Raw genomic sequence first — 18,574 nt, 5'->3', positions numbered from 1 at the left:
GAACCGCCACAATTTTTACAAATTCTGCAAATTCTGGAGTGGCGACTCCCGTCGCCACCTTGAGGGACGGCGGGGCGAATCCGAACCCATGGGACGCATCAGCGCGGACTTCTCCGGCGAGACGGTCGTCGTAACGGGTGGGAGTTCCGGCATCGGCCGCGCGGTCGCACTCGCGTTCGGCGACGCGGGGGCGACCGTCGTAAACGCCGACGTGGAGGAACGCCCGAAGGACGTAGACGCGGAGACGCCGACGCACAAACTCGTCCGCGAACGGGGTGGTGAAGCGGCGTACGCGGAGGTAGACGTGTCCGACCCCGCGGAGGTCGAGGCCCTCGTTGAGTACGCCCGGGAGTTCGGCGGGGTGGACGTGATGGTGAACAACGCCGGCGTCTACACGAAGTCCCGGTTCCGGGACGTGACGCCCGAGGAGTTCGACCGGGTGTACGGGGTCAACGCCCGCGGGGCGTTCTTCGGGACGCAGTACGCCGCCGAGGACATGATAGAGAGGGGCGTCGAGGGCGTCGTCGTCAACACCACCTCGGACACGCAGGGGCGGGCGTCGTGGGACCACTCTCACTACGCCGCGACGAAGGGCGCGGTCAGGATGGTGACTCGAAGCGCCGCCCTCGAACTCGCCCCCGAGGGCGTCCGCGTCAACGCCGTCGCGCCGGGGCCGGTGGCGACGGAGATACGCGAGGGGTGGTCCGAGGAGGCGTCGGCGTTCGGTCCCGACGGCGAGACGCCCTCCCTCCCCCTCCGCGCGGCGACGCCGGACGAACTGGCGGACGCGTACCTCTATCTGGCAAGCGACGGCGCGTCGTACGTCACCGGCGAAACCCTGTGGGTGGACGGCGGCGGGCACGTCTGTTGAACGGGCGGCGACGATTGCGGAGCGTCGAACGAACCCGTTCGTCCTCTTCACGAGTCGCGGCAGCGAGGAGGTGACGAGCGAAGCCGTCTCGGCGGGCATGGCCGACTACATCCGAAACGCCGTCGAACACTACCGGACCGAACGCACCTGTCGGTTGACGGGGTACGACATGGCGGAACTTCCGGAGACGAACATCTGGTCGCTCGTCCACCCGGCGTACGCGACGGCGACCGCGCGGTGCGGCGGGGCAGGGCGGGGCGGCGACCGTGAGGGGGTCGGGAGGGGGAGCGCGAGGGGGAGGGAAGGGGGAGCGTCCGCCCACTGCCAAAAACGTAAGAGAAGAGTAGGTTAACGAATAGAAAACTATTCAAATAGAATTACACACAGATGGGACGCTGGTCGAACGCGCCATGGGCAGGGCCGTTTACGAGAACACCAGCACCGGCACCGAGCGGGCGAGAGTTAGGGGGCTCGCCCCCGGTGCCACGCTCGCCGCGTCCGACGCGGCGGCGCCCTACCGGCGGCGGAACGGATTCCGCCGCCACGACGGGTGAAGCGGTTCGACCGCGAACCGTTCTCTTTCGTTCGAAGCCGAGAGCGTCGGCGACGCGTCCGCGACCGAACCTGTTTTGATACGTACATTAACTGGTAGAACACAGCCACAAACTGTATAGAGTGATAGTATACACAGGAAGATAGTGTTCGAAAGAGGACTATACGGGAAACCATCTGACGAGTTCGGAGGCGGCTCGTCGGAGGCGGGAACCGCGAGGAAGGCGTGATTTCGGGGTGGCGTGAGTGGGTAGCCGTCACGTTGGTTACACTCGTCGTGCTGGCGGGCGTCGCCGCTCCCGTCCTCGGTGCCGGTAATGACGGGTACGAGGTAGGTAGTGCGGCCGACCGCTCCCTCGACGGGGCGGGAGGGATCACCGCCACGCAGACGACGCAGACCACGGAATCCGCGACGCCGACACCGACCGAGTCGGCGACGCAGACCGTCACGTCGACGCCGACGGGGGGCAGTTCAACCGACGGGGGGACGAACGGGTCGGCGGAGATCGATCCGGAGGCGAAGATGGATTCGTCGCTCGGAACCGCCGGCGGAACGACGCGGTCCGACGGAGGCGACGGAGGCGGTGCCGTCGTCGCCGCGGCGTCGAGCGACGACGCCGAGCGACTGGAGGTGGTCGTCGAACTCGACCCGAACGCGACCGGCGCGGGACGCGACGCCGTGCGCCGCGTCCTCGGTTCCGGGGCGATTCGCGGTGGCCACGGGCGGTACGTCGAGGTGACGGCGACGGAAGCGCAGATTCGCGCCCTCGCGAACGAGTCGAGCGTCTCGTACCTCCGCGCGCCCGCCCGCCCCGTCTCCTTCGCGGGGTCCGACGGGACGACGGGGGCCGTCGAGACGATGAACGTGAGCGGACTTCACGAGGCGGGGTACACCGGCGAGAACGTGACCGTCGCCATCATCGACGTTCAGCAGTTCGACCTGAACCATCCGGCGTACGCCGACCGAATCGTGGCGACGAAAGACTTCACGAGGAGGGGTATCGGCGGACGCGGCGGCCACGGGACGGCGACGGCGGAACTCGTCGGGGAGACGGCCCCGAACGCGTCGATCGTCCTCGTCCGCGTCAACCGCCTCTGGCAGTTCTACGAGGCCGTCGAGTGGTTGGAGAGGAACACCTCGACCGACGTGGTGTCGATGTCGCTCGGGTGGTACAACGCGGGCGCGTTGGACGGCACCTCGGAGATGGGCGACGCGATAGACCGAAGCGTCGCGAACGGGACGGTGTGGACCGTCTCGGCGGGGAACTCGGCGAACGGGGAACACTGGAACGGGACGTGGAACGACCCCGACGGCAACGGCCGGTTGAACGTCTCCGGGCCGCGCGAGTACTTCACGCTCGACGCGCGGTCCTCCGGCGACCGGATACCCCTCGGAATCTACGCGTCGTGGAACGACTGGCCGGGGACCGACCAAGACTACAAGATCTGTCTGTACCAGACGTCCGACCTCGACGCCGCGGGGCGTCTCAGGTGCGCGGACGGAACGCAGAGCGGGAGACAACGACCGACGGAGTCCATCGGCGGGGCGGTCGACGACACCACCGCGAACAGGACGCTGTACCTGACCGTCGAGAACGTGAGCGCGACCGAACGGGCCGACTTCGACATCTTCCTCGGAAACTACCTCACGTTCCGCGAGTCGTGGACGAGAACGCGGAGCCTCACCCTCCCCGCGACGGAACCGAACCTGCTGTCGGTCGGCGCGGTGGACGTGACGACCGGGAGACTCGAACGGTACTCCTCGCGCGGGCCGACCATCGACGGGCGGCGGAAACCCGACCTCGTCGCCCCGGACAACGTCACCTCCAGCGCCTACTACCCGACGTTCCGGGGAACGTCCGCCGCGGCCCCCCACGTCGCGGGCGTCCTCGCGACCCTCATCGACGCGAACTCGCGTCTCTCGCCCGCGGACCAGCAGGCTCGACTGCGCGAGAGCGCGCGCCTCGTCGGGGCCGAACCGAACAACGGCACCGGGTACGGGGCCGTGGACGCGACGCGCGCCGTCGCCGGACTCGGGTCGTACGACCTGCCGCCGGACGGCCGCCTCGCGTGGAACGGGACGTACCGACTCGACACCGGCGGCGGCCCCGCGCCGGACGCCCTCATCGTCTCCGCGCCGAACGCGACGCTCGACGGTGAGGGTATGACGTTCGACGCCGGGCACGCGGGCGGAACCGCACTCTCCGCCACCGACAACGTGGCGACGCTGACGGTGCGGAACCTGACGGTTCGGGGCGGGACGGGCGGCATCGACGTGTCGAACGCCACCGTCGTCCGCCTGTCGAACGCCTCCGTGGACGGCGACGCGACGGTTCGCTCGGCGACGACGGTGAACGCGACGCGCGTCCGATTCGGCGCGAACGCGTCGCTCGTCGGTCGAACCGGCATCGACGTGCGAGACGCCGCACTCGGCGCGGAGACGACGCTGGACGCGCGAACGGGGAACGTCACCGTCGTCAACGGCAGCGCAACGGGAGACGTGACGCTGGACGCCCGAAACGGCACGGCGAACGTCACGAACCTCTCCGTCGCCGGGATGCCGTCCGTGGACGCCTCCGGGCGGAACATGACGCTCGCCCTCGGTGACGCCGCGGGAGCGCCGAGTTCGAGCCTCGCTCGACTCTCGGCCGCCGCCGCGACGACGTACCGGACGAACGAGACGGCGAACCTCACCCTGCGCTACGACGACGAGTACGTGAACGAGTCCGTCCTCGGCGTGTGGGTCCGTTCGTCGGGCGAGTGGACGGAACTGAACGCCTCCATCGATTCGGATGCGAACGTCGCGACCCTCGAAGCGGCCGAGAACGGGACGTACGCCGTGTTCGGACGCGGCATCCCGGCGGTGTCCGCGCCGGACGGTGTGGCCGTCGAGTCGGAAGTCGAGTCCGAGACGACGGCGAACGTCGCCGTCGAGAACGTCGGCAAGGCTACCTTCACCGTCCTCGGTTCGGACGTGGAGGGGCCGGACGCCGACCAGTTCTCCCTCGCCGACGACGGTGCGGGGAACGTCACGCCGGGCGGGGCCGCGACGGTGTCCGTCTCGTTCGCGCCGAACCGAACCGGGGCGGCGAACGCGACGCTGTTCGTCTCGACGGACGAGTTCGGCGTCCTCGAAGTCCAGTTGAACGGGACGGCGACGGAGAAATCGACGCCGACACCCACGCCGACTCCGACTCCCACGCCCACGCCGACTCCGACGCCGAAACCGACGGAGGAACCGGACGACGGCGGTAGTAGCGGTGGCGGCGCACCCGCACCCGCGCCGACGCCGAAACCGACACCGACGCCCACGCCGACTCCGACGCCGACTGCGACACCGACACCCACGCCGACGGCGACACCGACACCCATGCCGACTCAGACGACGACGGAGAAGAAGACGCCCGTCGCGAACCCGACGATAACGCCCGTTCCGGAGCGAACGGACGCCGCGAACGGGACTCGGACCGACGGAACGGCGGCGCGACCGACCTCCGCCTCCCCGGACTCGTCGGGCGGCGAGTCCGCTGACGACGGGAGGACGGACACGAGAGCACCGGGGTTCACGCCGTTGACGGGCGTGGCCGCGGTACTACTCGCGACGCTCGCACTCGTCGGGCGGCGCGACTAACTACTCGGCGACCGAGGAGTTCGCGTCCAGCGTCGCCGGAGAGGTGCCGTTGGCGCCGGCGAACTGCGAGAGGGGCGCGTCGACGACGATGGCATCCTCGATGGAGCGAAGCGAATCGAACGGCACGCGGACGCCCTTCCGTCCCGCGTCGAGGTTGGGGAACCTGTCCGTGTCCACGTCTCCGACGAGTATCTCGGTGACGCGGTCCGCCTCGAAGTCGAGGACGAAATCGACCGCAGTGCCGAGTTGGTATCCCTCACACCCGTACACCGGCTTTCCCGAGATGGCGGGGAGGGGGGTCACGTCGTTCGAACTGTCGTAGGGGGCAGGGCCGAAAGGCATACCTGTCATTCTGACCCCCGAGAGACAATAAAACGTCGGTCGTTCGAGGGGAACGTTCAAAAGGTGGTCCGTCCAACCGCCGGCATGGACGTACAACGGGCCGCCTCCACGTGCGACGACGTCGTCGCCGCCGTCGGCGAGGCGGTCGTCGCCGACCGCTCGTTCCTCGAAACCGTACTGACCGGCGTTCTCGCCCGGGGGCACGTGCTCTTGGAGGACGTGCCGGGGACGGGCAAGACGCTCACCGCCCGAAGCGTCGCCGCCGCACTCGGCCTCTCCTTCTCGCGCATCCAGTTCACGCCGGACCTCCTGCCCTCCGACATCACCGGTTCGACCGTCTACGACGAATCGACGGGGACGTTCGAGTTCTCGCGCGGCCCCGTCTTCGCGAACGTCGTCCTCGCCGACGAGATAAACCGCGCGCCGCCGAAGACGCAGGCCGCGTTGCTGGAGGCGATGGGCGAGAGTCAGGTGACGGTGGACGGCGAGACGTACGAACTCCCGGACCCCTTCTTCGTCATCGCGACGCAGAACCCCGTCGAGCAGGAGGGGACGTTCCGCCTCCCCGAGGCCCAACGGGACCGCTTCGTCGTCAAGACGCGACTCGGCTACCCCGACCGGGCGGGCGAACGCGAACTCGTGGACCGCCGGGCCGACCGGACGGCGCGGTCGCCCAGCGTCGAACGCGTGGTCGAGGGCGACGACGTGGCCGCACTCCGCCGCGTCCCCGAGACCGTCCGCGTGGACGAGAAACTCCGTGACTACGTGGTGGATCTCGGGCGCGCGACGCGCGGCGACGACCGAATCGAGGTGGGCGTCTCCCCGCGCGGTGTCCAACGCCTCTTCGAGGCGGCCCGCGCCCGCGCCGTCGTGCAGGGGCGCGACTACGTCGTCCCCGACGACGTGAAGACGGTGGCGGGGCCGGTGTTCGGACACCGCCTCGTCCTCAGTTCCGCCGCGCGCGTCCGCGGCACCGATTCGGTCGAAGTCGTCGAGGACGTCCTCGACGAGGTTCCGGTTCCGTCGGTCGAGGCGCAGCGACGCTGAGGAGGCGCTTCCGCCCGCCGTTCTCCGCTCACCTGAGCGCCGCGGCGAACAGGAGGACGCCGAGGAACGCCGCGCCGAGTGCGACGGAGACGACGCCGGTCGGGACGGACGGGACGCTCCCGACGACGCCGAGGAGGCCCACCGCGGCCGCCGCACCGACGACGCCGATCGAGAGCGACGCGCCGAGGTGGACGAGTTCGGGGCGTCTCGTCGGCGCTGTTCGACCGACTTCGGTCCCGAGCGTCGAACCGTGCGCGCCGGCGTCGCGGACGACCAGACCGGCGACGAGACCGGCGAGAACGAGCGCAGTGCCGGCACCGAGCGTGCTCGCGACGGCCGCGGCGACGAAGACGCCGCCGCCCGCGAACGCCGCGCCGGTCGCCCGGTCGGTCACCGCACCCGCGGCGACGGCGACGTACACCGCCGTGACGGCGACGGACGCCGCGAGGAGGAGTGCGACGGCGACGCCGAGGAGGACCACCTCCGCCCCGTAGAACTCGGCGACGGCGACCGTCTGCGTCCGGAACGTCGCCGCGAGTTCGCCGGGGAGAACGTCGACGACGGCCGAAACGAGCGTCGAGAGGAGGGGGCCGCGGAAGGCGAAGACGCCGGCCACGACGGCGAGGGACGTGGCGAACGGCGCGCCCGTCTCCGCCGCGTCGCGCGCCGTCGCGGCGTGCAGTCGGCGGACGGACCACGACCCCGCCGCGAGGATGAGACAGACGCCGCCCCCGACGAAGAGGAGAGCGCGGAGGGCAGAGACGGACGCGAGGTCTGCCACCGTTCTGCGAACCGCGGCGGGGAGGAAGTCGAACCCGTCGGGGTCGAGCGTGAGAATCGCGAGTGCGAACAGAACGGCGGGACCCCACCGCGAACAGACGCCCGCAAACGCCCGAATCGGGTCCACGACGCGCCGCGCGGAGTCGGGGTCGCCCGGCGAGAGGAGGTCGGAGACGGGGTACGTCCGGAGCGCCGACCAGAGGCCGAGGGCGGCGACGTAGCAGACCAGACCGAACGAGAACAGGTGCGGCCCCTCGTGGGTCGGGTCGAGGAGGAACCGGACCGCGCCCGCGAGGAGTGCGCCGGGGAACTCGGCGGCGGGAACCGGGTCGGGGACGAGAACCGGGAGGTACAACATCTGCGCGAACTCCCCGACGACGGGAGCGACGGCAAGCGGAACGAACACCGCCGCCGTGAACGCGGTGACGACGATTCCGACCGACGCGGCCGCGCCGAGGGCGTCGGCGGAGACGGTGGCGCGGACGGCCGCCGCCGCGCCGAACGCTGCGACGGCGAGTGCGGCGACGACGAAGACGGACCCCACGGGGAGCGTTCCGCTGACCTGCTTCGAGAGCGCGTAGCCGACGCCCGCGACGAGGCCCGCGCCCGCCGGGAGGAAGAGGGCCGCGGCGACGGCGCGGGTTAGCGGTCGGTAAGCGTCGGCCTCCGCGAGAACGACCGCCGCCGCGAGGACGCCCGCGCCGACGACGGCCGGCAGGACAGCCTTCCAGAGGCCCGTCGACGCGGTGAGCGCCGCACCGACCAGCGCCGTCGCGAGTGCGACGAACGCGACGCTCGTTCGCGTCGGTCGCCAGTTCGAACGGGGCGGTGCGGCGTCGGTCGGTGCGAGTTCGGTCGCGTCTGCGTCTCTCGTTCGTTCCTCCATCATCGCCGCTCCAGTGCGCGGCCGAGCGATTCCGAGAGCGGTTCGGTCGGGTCCCAATCGACGACGCTCGCGCCGGCGTCGCGGAGGGCGGAGCGCCGGAGTCGGCGTTCGAGACTGGCCACCGCGACTCCGGGCGTCTCCGCACCGGTCACGTCCGGCGAGAGCAGGGTGACGCGGCGTCCGCGGCGGCCGAGCGCGCGACAGAGCGCCACCGGAACGCCGTCCAACAGCGGCGAGAACAGCACGACGCTGGCGTCGCCGGGGAATCGGGCGTCCATCGACGCCGCGATGTTCTCGACGGCCGCCGCGTCCGCCGCGTCGGACCCCGAACCCGCCGAACCACCGTCCGGGGCCGCGTCCCGCGCCCACTCCGACGCGTCGCCGGCGCGGGCGTCCCCGTCTCGGCCCGTTTGGGCGTCGTCGCCGTCCGCGCCGGTCCGTTCCGGTTCCGCGCCCGCGACGACGGACGCGACTTCCAGAACCGCCTCCGCCGCGTGCGGGCCGTCGGGCCACGGGAGTCCCTCGGGGCCGACGGCGGCGCTCTCGGGGATATACGCGGCGTTCAGACCGATGACCGTCACGTCGGCGTCATCGTTCGCGGCGAGGAGGGCGCGGTGCGTCCGTCCGGCGGCGTGCGCGCACAACTCCGCCGCCGTCGGGTGCCCCGGGCGCGCGACGACCCTCGATTCGGGCCGGACGTCGGCGACGAGAGCGACCCGCGTCGCCCGTTGCTCGCGGAACTCGACGGTGGTGAGTTCGCCCGTCTTCGCGAGGTGCCGCCAATCGACGCGGGAGAGGGGGTCGCCGCGTCGGTACTCCCGCGTCGAGTGGAACTCGATGCCGGGCCCGCCCGAGTCGGCGGCGAGGGGCCCGGCGCGGACCGGGGCGGCGTCCGGCGCGGGCCGCGAATCGAGCGCGTTCGTGCAGGAGAGCGTCGCCTCGCCGCCGACGGGGACGGACGCCGTGGCGACGCGAACCCCCGAGAGCGAGCGCAGGCGCACGAGGGCGTCGTCGAACGCGTGGTCGCCGCGCGTGCCAACGACGGCGTACTCGACGGTCCGTTCGTCGCCCGGCGCGAGGGAGAGGGCGGCGCGCGGCGACCCCTCCGTGACCGCCAACGCGTCGGGCACGCCGTCGACGACCCGGAGGTCGGCGAGCGTCGAATCGCCCGCGTTCCGGACGGCGAGCGTGACCGTCGTCGTCTCGCCCGGCGCGGGCGCGTCCGGGTCGAGTTCGCGTTCGAGTTCGAGCGTCGCGTCGGCGGGGAGCGACGAGAGCAACCCGTAGAAGACGTACGCGAGGGGAACGGCGGCCGCGGCGACGAGTTCCGCCGACGCGTACGCGAGGCCGAGGCCGACCAGAGAGAGCGTCCCGACGAGGCCGGCGTTCCACCGCGGGTCCCGACGGACGTTCATTCGCCCCCTCCCGTCTCGCGGAGTTCCCGAACGGCGTCGAGCGTCCGTTCCACCCGGCGGCGGCGTTCCCGCGCCGGGTCGAGCCACAGTCGGAGGCGGGAGACGAACGGGTACGACGCGCCGTCTCCCTCGGCCGCCGTCGCCGCCGCGAGTTCGTCGTCGGTCCACTCGCCGGACTCGACGGCCCGCGTCGCCTCGGCGACGGTAGCGTTCCGAACGTCGGCGTACGTCTCTGCCGCGAGCGTCCGGAGTCGGTCGCGGACGGCCCGCATCGACCCCTCGGAGCGTCCGTCCGTCGCCGCCGCGAGGAGTCCGTCGAACCGACCGCCCGGACGGGGGGCGGTCGAACCGGTCGCGGCCTCCGGCGGCGCGTCGCGGAGCGATTCGAACCGCGCCTCGGCGTCCGTTCGGGGGAGAGGGGCGGGGCGACGCCGAGAGAACCACGCCCCCGAGAGCACCGCGACGGTTGCGAGGACGAGCAGGTACGTCCCGGTATCGACCGACGAGACGGCGCTCTCGACGGGTGCGAACGCTCCGTCGGGGACGACGCCGGCGACGAACGCGCCCGCGACGGCCACCGCGGCGACGCCGAGGAGGCCGGCGAACCCGCGAAGTCGGTTCACGCCTCGTGACCCCCGTTCGGTCGTTCCCCGACGGTCCCCGCCGCTTCCGCCTCCTCGCGGTCGGCGAGCGTCTCGCGTATCTCCCTCGCGGCGGCCTCCATCTCCGCGGACCGGTCGGCGGGGGAGCGTCCGCCGTACTCGACCTCGCGGAACCCGTCGCGGAGCGTCCGAACCGGACCGGCCGGGAGGCGGTCCACCTCGACGGCGTGGGTCGCGACTTCGCCCGGCGTTCGGGACGCCTGTCGGGGGACGCTCACGCGTCCGCGGAACTCGTCCCAGCACTCCCGGACCGTCCGGGCGTCCGGGTTGCCGCGAGCGTCGGCGTCGGCGTCGCCCGCAGTTCCGACGGTCCGACGCCGAACCTCCCGTCCGCGTTCTCTGACGTCTGCGAACCGCGCGGCCGCCCACGCGAGGAGCATCGCCCGAACCTCGGTCGGCGAGTGCGTTCGGGCGACGAGGCCCCGGGCGACGGCGACGACTCGGCGGCGGAGGCCGCGGAGGCGGGCGAGAACCGCGTCTACGACGCTCGCCCCCGAGAGGAGGGTCGCGAGGAAGCGGTCGAACAGGCGGGGGACGCCGCGCGCGAGTGCGAGAGCGAGCGTCCGCGGCGTGAGTCCGCGCCGGTACGCGCCGCCGCCGACGGCGACGAGGCCGACGAGACCGACGCCGAGGAGTGTGAGACCGTTCGCGAGCATCCCGGAGACGGTCGTGCTGCGCGACTGGCCGTAGCGTTCGACCGCGACCGTCGCCGTCCGCGAGAACGGGAGCGAGACGGTCGCCGTGCCGTCCGGGCCGGTCGTGCCGACCGCCCGTCCGTTCATCGTGACGGGGACGCCCGTCGCGTTCTCGTCGCCGAGCGTCGTCCGCACCGTCGCCGTCGTGAACGGGAGCGAGAGGGGGAGCGACCGTTCGACGCTCACGTTCAGTTCGGGGAGCGAGAGCGTCTCGCTCCCGCGGACCGGGCCGCGGGAGACGTTCACCGTCACCTCGCCGGGGTCGGACGGGAGCGTCACCGCGACGCGCCCGCGGTCGTTCGTCCTGCCGGCGGCGTCGCCGCCGACGGTGACCGCCGCGTCGCGGACGGGAATCCCGTCTACGGTCGCGACGAGGAGCACTTCGCCCCCGGTCACAGCGTCGCCGACGACGGAGAGCGTCGCGTTCGTCTCCAACTCGTAGGAGGTCGAGTCCTCGGCGGCCACCTGCGCGATGATCGGCGCGCGGACGGCGTACGCGGCGTCGCCTCTCGTCCCGCTGGTCGGCGGAAGGCCGCCCGCACTCGTCCGGAGCGACGTTCGCCCGTCGCCGTCGGAGTCGGCGAGTTCGACGGTCAGCGTCTCCGCGTACGGCACCTCGCCGACGACTCTCCCCTCGGCGTCCGTCGTCCCGACGGGGCGGCCGTTGAACGTCACGACGCGGCCGGAGACGGGGTCGTCGCCGCGCGTGACCGTCACTTCGACCGTCGCGCCGGGCGCGGGCGTCCGATTCGTCTCGAACGTCACGGACCGCGGGGCGGTCATCTCCCCCGTCGTTCCGCCGTCCGGGGACACCTCCCCGTCCGCCGTTCCCGGAGACTGCGACCCGTCGGGCGACGCCGCGTCGTCGGTCGATTCCGAACCGTTCGGCGTCTCCGCAGTCGGTTCGGGGGCGGCGGTTTCGTTCTCGCCCGCCGCGTCGTACGTACCGTCCTCGCGTTCCTCGTAGGCCCGTCGCTCGGAGTCGATTCGGTCCTGCCCCGGCGTCGGGTCGAATCGCACCCACCCCGTCTCGGGGAAGTACACCTCGACCCACGCGTGGGCGTTCATGTTGCGGACGGTGTAGGTGTCCGGTCCGGTCCGTTCGCCCGTCGAGTATCCGACGACGTAGCGGGCCGGAACGTCCTGCGACCGGAGCATCACGGCCATGGAACTGGCGAAGTACTCGCAGTAGCCCTCGTCCATGTCGAAGACGAACTCCTCGACGACGGTTCCGCCGTCGTCGTCGTGCGAGGCGGACAGCGAGTACTCCTTGTTCGATTCGAGCCATCGCTCTATCGCGACTGCCTTCTCGTACGGCGTGGAGGCGTTCGCCGTGATGTCCGCCGCCAGTCGGGCGACTCGCGGCGACGCGTCGTCCGGGAGACTCGTGTATCGGGATTCGACGGCGTCGGGGTAGTCGGTGCCCGCGGTTCGGAGGACTTCGGGGTTACGCGTCTGCACGGTGCTCTCGCCGACGTAGGAGGTACCCTCCGGGAGAGCCGTCTCCGCGACGACTGCGCGCCCGTCGGTGACGCGCAACGAGGGAGACGCCCCCGAGACGGAGACGGTGTTCGGCCGCCAGACGGTCGGAAGCGCCGTCGCGGAGCGATTCAGCGTCACAGAGTAGGAGACGCGTTCCCCGCGGGCGTCGGGGGAGACGTCGCCGTCGTACGGCCGGCCGTCCCCCGCTTGCGTCCACCCGTCGCCGATGTACGTCGCGTACGCGCCGGTTCGCCAGTAACTCGGAGTCTTGCTTCGGACGGTGAAGTGGACTTCCGTGTCGAGGGAGCGGTACGGGCTCTCCCCGTCGACGACTGCACCCCCGACGTTCGTCGAGGACGCGGGGTCGAGTGCGCCGAGTCCGCCGCCCGCGCCGTCGTCGGTCCCCTCGCCGAACACGAGATGCGAGTGTACGGGAGAGGAACCGAGCGACGCTGAGGCGGGGCCGAGGAGGGCGGCCGAGAGGACGACGGCCACGACGCAACAGCACGCGAGGAAAATTCGACCGAGGCTCGGGCTGTCCGAACCGGAGAGCAGCGTTCGAGAGTCGTCTGGCATCGTTGGAGGGTGGGTAGACGGGCGGCGTTCAGGTATTCGAACTCGTCGTACCGACGAGTCTCGTCTCCCGATATAAATACTCTCGTCTGCGTTCGGGACGAAAATCCGAGACGGCGCGAACATCTCGCACAACGTCGGCTGCGTGCCGAGTCTGCAATCCGTGAACATTGCAGGACGTTGTGGAAGTTGGGGCATTTCAGACATTCTATAAATTTTAAAATTTGTGCAGTTCGTGGGGGCCGAGTTAGTTCCGGATGGTTTAGAAAGTTATAAAATTCTAGAAATTGTGGGAATTCCACGCTGTCCGGGAAGTCTTAGAATTGCGCGAATCGGTCCTGAGGTGAAGCCTTCACAAAATCCGGTCGTGTCGAGATAGAGCAGCGAAATTAGAGAGGGAGATGCCGAACATCCCACATTCTGTGTGCTGTTTAGAATTCTTACAAATTGTAGAAATTGTGGAATTTCCCAAAACTGTCGCCGAGTTCGAATATCCGGGGAGGAATTATATGGGAAGACGCGGAAGGGGAGAACGATTCGCGGACGGTAACGCCGTTCACAAATTTCACAATGTCTACGATGTGTGCAAGGTCCGAACGCGCTGGAACGGGAGGAAAGTAGGATGGCGAGGGCAGTGAGCGTCTCACTCCAAAAGGGCGGCGTCGGAAAGACGACGGTGGCGATTAATCTCGCCGACGCGCTCGCCGCACGGGGGAACGACGTCCTCCTCGTGGATCTCGACCAACAGGGCAACGCGACGGAGGGCGTCGGACTGAAGGAGTGCTACGAGGACGCGACGCCGAACATCGGCGACGTGTTGACCGACGACGAACCCCTCGACGTCCGCAAAGTGATTCGCGACCGAGAGGCGTTCGACGTCGTTCCGGCCCACGTGGACTTAGACGACATCGAAGACCGGATTCGGAACTCCACGTTCGGCGTCCTGTGGGTCCGACGCCGCATCATCGAACCGCTTCTCGGCGACGACTACGACTACATCGTCATCGACTCGCCGCCGAGTCTGGGCCCCCTCTCGGACGCCTCGCTCATCGGCGCGGGGAACGTCATCGTCCCCCTCCTCATGAGCGAACCGAGCGTCAGCGGGTTCGAACGGATGGTCGAACAGCAGATCAAACCGATTCGGAGCGAAGTCGGCCTCGAAATCCTCGCCATCGTCCCGAACGACCTCAGCGGGAACAACGAGGAGCGCCGGATCATCGCCGACTTGGAGGACTCGCCGTTCGAGGAGTACCTCCCCGAGTTCGCGGGGTCGGCGAAGTTCGACGAGACGGGGACGCCCGGACCGGGCCTCCGACACCGCATCGCCTTCAGTCGCGCGTGGCGCGACGGACAGACCCTCCGGGAGTACGACCCCGAGAACGACATGTTAGACCGCCTTGACCAACTCGCCGCGGTCGTAGAGAACGGGGGGGCCGCCGATGCCTGACGAGAACCGATTCGCCAAACTGGGCGAGGCGATAGGGGAGTCCGACGGGGACGCCGACGCCGAGGAGGCGGACGACCCCGGATCGCCCGAGTCGTCCGCGTCGGCGCGAACCGACTCCGAGTCCGCCGAACCGACGCCGGAGCCCGAACCCGAGCTAGGCGAATCGGAAGCGGAAGCCGACGACGCGGAGAGCCCAGAGGCGTCCTCGGAACCGGCCGAAGGCGACGAGGACGACGAGACGGCGAACGACTCACCCGAGGAGACGGCCGGCGGACCGGCGTTCGAGTTCGAGGACACCACCGCCAAGAGCATGTACGTCCGCCCGGAGACGGTGGCGGTGTTGGACGACGCGGAGTTCGAAGTCGAGTCGCACCTCCGACGCGAACACGAGGTGCGGAACTTGACGGGGCGGGAGTTCCACGACGCCCTCGTCCGCGTCGCCGCCAAGTACCCCGAGGAAGTCGCCGACGCGATTCTCGACGCGCGCGAGGAGACGAAGTAAACCACACAGCGCGATATTTCTCGTCTGCCCAGCGGTCAGGCGCGTCATATGATCGAGTCGTGCTATCGAGTCGTGTTCGTGACGCGGAGGGAACGCATCTCGCGACTTCGGGTCGTGACTGGCCTCGTATCGCGGAGTGGAGTGTATAGATTCCGAACGAGTCGTCGCATCACGTCCTCGGTGAATTTCCGCAGTTCTGAGAGAGAATTCACAGTCTGACGCTCCTCGCGGTCACTATATGCGCTCGTACTGTGAATCAGACCAACCGGACCATCGCCATGATCGGACTCGAAATCGGGGAGACGACCGTAGAAGTCGGCGACGACGTAGTCGGCCGAGCGCTGGTCGACCAGTTCGACCGCGTCCACCGGACGAGCGTCGCCGAGGCAGACGTTACCATCGAATTTCGTCGGGGGTTCGTCCGACCGCCCGACGGATGCGTGGAGATACACGGGGGGTTGTGGGTCGACGGCGACGAACTCTTCGTCGACGGGAGAGGCGGGTCCGTCGCGTTCGGCCCGTTCGGTGAGATTCTGGACCGAATCGGACGGGCGGGTCACCAAGCGCGGATACGGGGGAATCCACTCCGCGGGCCCGTCGAGGTTACCGTGTTCTACGACGAACGGGCGGTCGGGTCGGATCACCGGCTACTGCGACAACTCGTCCGGAGTTACGACAAGAACTACGCGAGTCGGCCCGAGGTCGTCGCAGTCAAACTAATAGAGGACCTCGTCGAAGCGCTCCTCCATCAGCGATTACTCTCCCGCGGGAGCGGACTGTTCCACGCCAGCGGTGTCGTTCGAGACGGCGAAGCGACTCTCTTCGCCGGGTGGGGCGGCGTCGGGAAGTCGGACGTGAGCGGGGAACTCGTACGCGAGTACGGGTACGACCTGTTGGGCGACGACCTCGTTATCGTCTCCGAGGACGGGACCGCGTCGCCGTACCGAGGACGGATGCGAGCGTCTCCCGAGTCGATAGCCGACGGGGAGGCGACCTACGAGGAGGTGATGAACGGGCGAGGACTCCTCGACCGAGGCCAGTGGCGGATTCGAGAGCGACTCGGCGGATCGACGGCCGTCCGCCGGAACGTGCTCCCGTCGTCGCTCACCGGTCACTCTGCGGACGCGGACGAACTCTCGCAGAGTCCGGTGGCGACGGTCGTGAATCTGATCGTCGAGGACCGCGAGACGATTCACGTCGAGCGTACGACGCCCGAAGACGTCGCAGAGCGCGGGGCGTCCACGGTGATGGCGGAACTGCAACCCTTCACCGACAAGATGCGGGCGGTCCACGCCGCAACCCCGACGCACTGGCCGGATTTACGAGAGGTCGCAGAACGGTCAGACCAGACGTACCGAGGGGCGTTGACAGCGGCCGATACGTACCTCGTCTCGGTTCCGCCGGAGGTGTCCGGACCGCAACTCGCAGACGAACTGTCGAATCGAGTGCTGTCGGACGCGGATTGACCGCGGACCGACGGCCTCGGGGAGTGCCGGGCCGGGTAGCCCGTCGGAAGTCGCACGAGAAACACGGAGAGCGGGCAAAACAAACGTTTTATCACGTTCTCTCACTCCCGATTACAACACGAATGAATATGACCGACGGTACGGGGGTGCTTCGGAGCGACAGTCCCTCAGAGAGGGCGTCTCTTTTCCCTCCGGGTTCCGGTTTCGTACGTACATCGTCGAACGTCTCGCCGGGGACCTAACCGAGGGAGCCGGTACCGAAGGTCACTATGAACTACGTAGATACCCTCTCTATGGACGATATCTCGCCGTTGGCGTGGCGACTGCTCCGCGTCGCCGCCGAGTACGATCAGCGAGGGGTCGAACGGGAGGTAGACGACCTCGTGCAGGCGCACCTCTCGATGCTCGAAAACGGGACCCGCGCGCTCTCTCAGTCCCGCCGGCAGGTCCTGTTGGACCTCTACGCCGCGGAACTCTCCGAGGAGCAGGTTCGAGCCCTCGTCGAGAATTTTTAGTCCGGTCGTTGTAAATCAATATGTGAACAAACACCAAGAATTAAAAACGATGATGTAGAACTACGGGTGTATCAATGATACGAGGCCGCACGACCCGAGTTCAGGTACGATTGGCTAAGTTCGGCGTCGCGGCCGTCGGGGCGGCGGCCATCGCGCTGGCACCCTCGCCCGAGGGACTCTCGACGGCCGGACAGTACGCGCTCGCGACGATGTTCTTCGCCGGGTCCCTCTGGGTGACCGGGACGCTTCCGCTCGCGGTCACCGCGCTCACGATACCTGTTCTCTTGACGGGGACGGGGGTGTACGACGATATGGACACCGCGCTCGCGGGGTTCGCCGACCACCTCATCTTCCTCTTCATGGCGGGGTTCATGCTGGCGAACGCGATCCAGAAGTACGACATCGACCGCCGCATCGCGTTGTACACGATGGCGAAGATGGGGAGTTCGCCGCGCCGCCTCATCGGGGCGGTCATGCTATCTACCGCCGGACTGTCGATGTGGGTGTCGAACACGGCGACGACGGCCATGATGACCCCCATCGCCGTGGGCGTCCTCTCGCAGGTACTCAGCAGCGAAGACGTCGTCGCGGTGGGCGACGCCGCGGCCGACGAGGCGAACGCCGAAACGGTCGCGGACGGCGGACTGGCGCAGGAAGACAGATTCACGAACATGCAGATCGCGATGCTCCTGGGCACGGCGTACGCCGCGAGCATCGGCGGCGTCGGGACGATAATCGGCACGCCGCCGAACGCCGTCCTCGTCGGGCAACTCAACGCCACCTTGGGCTACGAAATCGGCTTCGTCGATTGGCTGCTCATCGGCCTGCCGGTCGTCGCCGTCACCCTCCCCCTCGTTTGGTACATCCTCACGTACGTCCTCTATCCGCCCCAGATAGCCGACGTTGACGAGGCGCAGGAGCAGGCCTACGAGTACCTCGAAGAGGAGGACGGACTCGGAAAGCGAGGCAGGCGGGTCGCGGCCATCTTCGCGGCCACCGCCTGTCTCTGGGTGGTGGGCGGACTGGGGAGTTTCCTGAACCCGTACCTGCCGAACGCGTGGATGAACACGCTGTTCGGCGGCGACGGGGCGACCGTCCTGGGAATCGACGGGCATCAGGGCCTCCTCTACTACGTGATGGTCGGCGTCGCCGCCATCCCGGCCCTCGTGTTGGCTGACACGATGGAGTGGGACGAACTCGTCGATATCGACTGGGGGACGCTCCTCCTCTTCGGCGGCGGTATCTCCCTCGCGAACGCACTCGCGGACACGGGGGCGACGGAGTGGATAGCGAAGACGGTGTTCGGCGGACTGACGGGGACGCCGGTGGTACTCGTCATCGCGGCCGTCGTGCTGTTGGTCGTCTTCCTGACCGAGATGACGTCCAACACCGCGACGACGAGCATCATCGTCCCGATTCTCATCGGCTTGGGCGGAATCTTCGCGGCGACGCTCGGCCTCTCGGAGTTCATGACGGCGATATTCCTCGCGGTGTCCGGAACCATCGCCGCCAGTTTCGCGTTCGCGCTCCCGGTGGCGACGCCGCCGAACGCCATCGTCTTCGGAAGCGGGTACGTAAAGCAGAGCCACATGCTTCGGGCCGGGACGATCCTCAACGTCCTGATGACGGGCGTTCTGACGGTTCTGATCTGGGGCCTATTCGAGTTCGTCTGGCCGCACCTCCTCTGGTGACGGGACCCCCGCACCCG

14 protein-coding genes are annotated in these 18,574 nt (G+C 69.0%); 9 read left to right on the top strand and 5 right to left on the bottom strand.

Annotation, left to right across the window (positions count from 1 at the left end; translation table 11 throughout):
- Positions 1-88 precede the first annotated feature (88 nt).
- From ACZ522_RS01370 to ACZ522_RS01360, 3 genes are all read left to right on the top strand, one after another.
- The gene (locus ACZ522_RS01370) at positions 89-871 is read left to right on the top strand and encodes an SDR family NAD(P)-dependent oxidoreductase (protein WP_379691851.1); all 783 of its coding nucleotides are present in this window, start codon (positions 89-91) and stop codon (positions 869-871) included.
- Between the two features lie 70 nt (positions 872-941).
- Positions 942-1,223, top strand: coding sequence for a hypothetical protein (locus tag ACZ522_RS01365; RefSeq protein WP_464391656.1), 282 nt, complete (start codon positions 942-944; stop codon positions 1,221-1,223).
- Between the two features lie 462 nt (positions 1,224-1,685).
- Entirely contained in the window at positions 1,686-5,054 is a 3,369-nt protein-coding gene (locus ACZ522_RS01360; RefSeq protein WP_379691849.1) for a S8 family serine peptidase, read from the top strand.
- On the opposite strand, the gene ACZ522_RS01355 is transcribed toward ACZ522_RS01360, so the two are convergent.
- Complete coding sequence (locus tag ACZ522_RS01355) at positions 5,055-5,396, bottom strand: PRC-barrel domain-containing protein (RefSeq protein WP_379691847.1); 342 nt, start codon at positions 5,394-5,396, stop codon at positions 5,055-5,057.
- A gap of 84 nt (positions 5,397-5,480) precedes the next feature.
- Here ACZ522_RS01355 and ACZ522_RS01350 point away from each other — a divergent pair, with 84 nt between their 5' ends.
- On the top strand, positions 5,481-6,443 hold the full coding sequence (locus tag ACZ522_RS01350) for an AAA family ATPase (protein WP_379691846.1): 963 nt from the start codon (positions 5,481-5,483) through the stop codon (positions 6,441-6,443).
- Between the two features lie 28 nt (positions 6,444-6,471).
- On the opposite strand, the gene ACZ522_RS01345 is transcribed toward ACZ522_RS01350, so the two are convergent.
- From ACZ522_RS01345 to ACZ522_RS01330, 4 genes are read right to left on the bottom strand one after another with little or no spacing between them, the layout of a single operon-like run.
- Complete coding sequence (locus ACZ522_RS01345) at positions 6,472-8,109, bottom strand: DUF7519 family protein (RefSeq protein WP_379691845.1); 1,638 nt, start codon at positions 8,107-8,109, stop codon at positions 6,472-6,474.
- The gene (locus tag ACZ522_RS01340; RefSeq protein WP_379691844.1) at positions 8,109-9,524 is read right to left on the bottom strand and encodes a DUF58 domain-containing protein; all 1,416 of its coding nucleotides are present in this window, start codon (positions 9,522-9,524) and stop codon (positions 8,109-8,111) included. The genes ACZ522_RS01345 and ACZ522_RS01340 overlap by 1 nt, the downstream gene beginning before the upstream one ends.
- Positions 9,521-10,147 (bottom strand): DUF7269 family protein, encoded by a 627-nt coding sequence (locus ACZ522_RS01335; protein WP_379691843.1) that lies wholly within the window; start codon positions 10,145-10,147, stop codon positions 9,521-9,523. Before ACZ522_RS01335 ends, ACZ522_RS01340 begins: the two co-directional genes overlap by 4 nt.
- On the bottom strand, positions 10,144-12,939 hold the full coding sequence (locus ACZ522_RS01330) for a transglutaminase TgpA family protein (RefSeq protein WP_379691842.1): 2,796 nt from the start codon (positions 12,937-12,939) through the stop codon (positions 10,144-10,146). The genes ACZ522_RS01335 and ACZ522_RS01330 overlap by 4 nt, the downstream gene beginning before the upstream one ends.
- Before the next feature lie 619 nt (positions 12,940-13,558).
- Here ACZ522_RS01330 and ACZ522_RS01325 point away from each other — a divergent pair.
- The 5 genes from ACZ522_RS01325 (at position 13,559) to ACZ522_RS01305 (ending at position 18,557) form a co-directional block, all read left to right on the top strand.
- The gene (locus ACZ522_RS01325) at positions 13,559-14,383 is read left to right on the top strand and encodes a ParA family protein (RefSeq protein WP_379691841.1); all 825 of its coding nucleotides are present in this window, start codon (positions 13,559-13,561) and stop codon (positions 14,381-14,383) included.
- Positions 14,376-14,885 (top strand): DUF7970 domain-containing protein, encoded by a 510-nt coding sequence (locus tag ACZ522_RS01320; RefSeq protein ID WP_379691840.1) that lies wholly within the window; start codon positions 14,376-14,378, stop codon positions 14,883-14,885. Before ACZ522_RS01325 ends, ACZ522_RS01320 begins: the two co-directional genes overlap by 8 nt.
- Positions 14,886-15,136: 251 nt before the next feature.
- On the top strand, positions 15,137-16,351 hold the full coding sequence (locus ACZ522_RS01315; protein WP_379691839.1) for a hypothetical protein: 1,215 nt from the start codon (positions 15,137-15,139) through the stop codon (positions 16,349-16,351).
- 269 nt (positions 16,352-16,620) lie between these two features.
- Positions 16,621-16,866 carry a hypothetical protein gene (locus ACZ522_RS01310; protein WP_379691838.1) on the top strand — a complete coding sequence of 82 codons (246 nt, stop codon included), beginning with the start codon at positions 16,621-16,623 and terminating at the stop codon, positions 16,864-16,866.
- Positions 16,867-16,940: 74 nt separating this feature from the next.
- Positions 16,941-18,557: an SLC13 family permease gene (locus ACZ522_RS01305; protein WP_379691837.1), complete on the top strand. Its 1,617-nt coding sequence runs from the start codon at positions 16,941-16,943 to the stop codon at positions 18,555-18,557.
- Positions 18,558-18,574: the final 17 nt, after the last annotated feature.

Source organism: Halopelagius fulvigenes, from assembly GCF_055398025.1.
Note: the sequence above shows the minus strand (reverse complement) of the source record. Positions and strands in the feature narration are given on the sequence as shown.